2 protein-coding genes are annotated in these 2,404 nt (G+C 69.3%); both read left to right on the top strand.

Features of this window, described 5'->3' with window-relative positions:
- Window positions 1-110 precede the first annotated feature (110 nt).
- Window positions 111-1,754: an endo-1,4-beta-xylanase gene (locus Aph01nite_RS40765; protein WP_204046453.1), complete on the top strand. Its 1,644-nt coding sequence runs from the start codon at window positions 111-113 to the stop codon at window positions 1,752-1,754.
- A gap of 144 nt (window positions 1,755-1,898) precedes the next feature.
- Window positions 1,899-2,360: a MarR family winged helix-turn-helix transcriptional regulator gene (locus Aph01nite_RS40760; RefSeq protein WP_204046452.1), complete on the top strand. Its 462-nt coding sequence runs from the start codon at window positions 1,899-1,901 to the stop codon at window positions 2,358-2,360.
- Window positions 2,361-2,404: the final 44 nt, after the last annotated feature.

The raw sequence follows: 2,404 nt of genomic DNA, 5'->3' as shown, positions 1-2,404 counted from the left end.
CCCTGCCGACCGGCTTCACCTGCACCTCTCCGTGATGACCGGGAGATGACGCAGTAGCGGGGCCGTGGCTCACCAGCCACGGCCCCGTTTCTTTCTCAGTGGAGGTATCCATGGGCTCATCGCACTCCCGCCTCCGGGCGGGCACGCTGGCCGCCGTGCTCGTCGCGGCCTTGCTGCCCGCGCTGCCCGCGCTTCCCGCGCACGCCGCCGACACGCTGGGCGACCACGCGGAGGCCCGGGGCAGGTACTTCGGCTCCGCGGTCGACAATCCGTCGCTCTCCGACGCCCCGTACATGGCCATTCTGCGGGGTGAGTTCGGGCAGATCACTCCGAAGAATTCCATGAAATGGGATACCACCCAGCCAAGCCGCAACCAGTTCCTGTTCACGCGCGGGGACGCGATCGTCGACGTCGCCCAGCAGAGCGGCCAGCTCGTACGCGGGCACACGCTGGTCTGGCACAGCCAGCTGCCGGCCTGGGTGCAGAGTGTGCCGGCGAGCCAGCTGCTCGACACGATGCGGGCGCACATCACCGCCGTGGCCGGGCACTACGCGGGTGACGTGGTGGCCTGGGACGTGGTCAACGAGCCCTTCAACGAGGACGGAACCCTGCGTCAGACGGTCTTCCAGCGGGGCATCGGCAACGGGTACATCGCCGAGGCGTTCCGGGCGGCGCGGGCCGCGGATCCGGCGGCCAAGCTCTACCTGAGCGAATACAACGCCGAGGGGGTCAACGCCAAGAGCTCGGCGATGTACGCCCTGGCGCAGTCGCTGCTGGCCCAGGGGGTGCCGATCGACGGGGTCGCGTTCCAGGGGCATCTCGTCGTGGGGCAGGTGCCCGCCGGGATGGCGCAGAACATGCAGCGGTTCGCCGATCTGGGCCTGGATGTGGCGATCACGCAGCTCGACATCCGGATGACATTGCCGCGGACGGCCGCCAAGGACACGCAGCAGGCCGCCGACTACGCGGCCGTCGTCAACGCCTGCCTGGCCGTGGCCCGGTGTGTCGGCATCACGCTGTGGGACTACACGGACAAGTACTCCTTCGTCCCCTTGGACTTCCCGGGGCAGGGGGCCGCGTTGCCGTGGGATGCCGGCCTGAACCGCAAGCCGGCGTACGCGGCGATCCGCTCGGCGCTGCTGATCGGAGACGCGGACACGACGCCGCCGACGACTCCGGGCACGCCCGTGGTGTCCAACGTGACGTCCTCGGGCGCGACGCTGACGTGGGCGGCGTCCACGGACACCGGCGGCTCCGGTCTGGCCGGGTACGACGTCCACCGCGAGCAGGGGGCGACCGATCCGCTGCTGGCGTCGCCGGCGACGAACTCGGCCACGCTGACCGGTCTGACGGCCGGCACGCAGTATCAGGTGTACGTCCGGGCGCGGGACGGGGCCGGGAACCTGTCGGGTAACTCCGCGCTCGTCACCTTCTCCACCAGCGGCGGGGGCGGTGGGACGTGCACCGTGACGCCGACCACGCAGACCCAGTGGGCCACCGGGTACGTGATCCAGCCGGTGACCGTACGGGCCGGGGCCTCGGCGATTCCCTCGTGGACGGTGACCTTCACGCTGCCGGCCGGGCACACGATCAGCGGGTTGTGGAACGCCACGTACACGCGGACCGGGCAGACGGTTGTCGTCAAGCGGACGGGGCCGTTCCCGGCGGGGTCCAGCACCTCGTTCGGGTTCCAGGGCAGCCGTCCGAACGGGAACACCGCCATGCCGGGCGGATACACCTGTTCGGTTCCCTGATCGCATTCTCCGGCGAGGGCGCGGCTCCGGGAGTCGCGTCCTCGCCGTATCTTTGGCGTCTCGTACGGGAACGTACGGTGAGCAAGGGCCCCCGACTTGGAGGAATAGCGATATGTCGTATATAGTTAGCAAAGGTAATGACTTATGCTAACGAATACCCAGAAGACAGAGGTGGCTGCGAGCCTTCGCAGCGACGCAGGTCTGGCGTCCGCGCTCCGCGTGTCGCTCGCGCGGCTGAATCGGCGGCTGCGCAAGCAGGGCACGGGACATTCGCTGACGCCCACCCAGCTCGCGACTCTGGCCGCCGTCGAGCGGCACACCGCGATGACACCCGGCGAACTGGCCGAACACGAGAAGGTTCAGCCGCCGTCGATGACGCGTGTGATCGCCAATCTGGAGGAGCGGGGGTTGCTGGCGCGCACGCCGCATCCGCGGGATCGGCGGCAGGTGTCGATCAGCGTCACCCCGGAGGGGGCGGCGTTGCTGAAGGAGGAGCGCCGGCTCAAGGAGGCTTGGCTGGTGCAACGCCTGAAGGACCTCTCGCCGGAGGAACGGGCGACTTTGCGGGCGGTGGCGCCGATCTTGGAGAAGCTGTCCACGATGTGACGGTTGTTCTCCCACCCACCCACCCGTCCGAGCGCTCGCGCCCC

This window comes from Acrocarpospora phusangensis (genome assembly GCF_016862995.1).
GTDB classification, from domain to species: Bacteria; Actinomycetota; Actinomycetes; order Streptosporangiales; family Streptosporangiaceae; genus Acrocarpospora; species Acrocarpospora phusangensis.
This window is presented reverse-complemented; position numbering and strand designations above follow the sequence as displayed.

Coding starts and splice junctions, on each gene's coding strand:
- Aph01nite_RS40765 (WP_204046453.1), top strand. CDS start 111: ATGGGCTCATCGCACTCCCGCCTCCGGGCGGGCACGCTGGCCGCCGTG.
- Aph01nite_RS40760 (WP_204046452.1), top strand. CDS start 1,899: ATGCTAACGAATACCCAGAAGACAGAGGTGGCTGCGAGCCTTCGCAGC.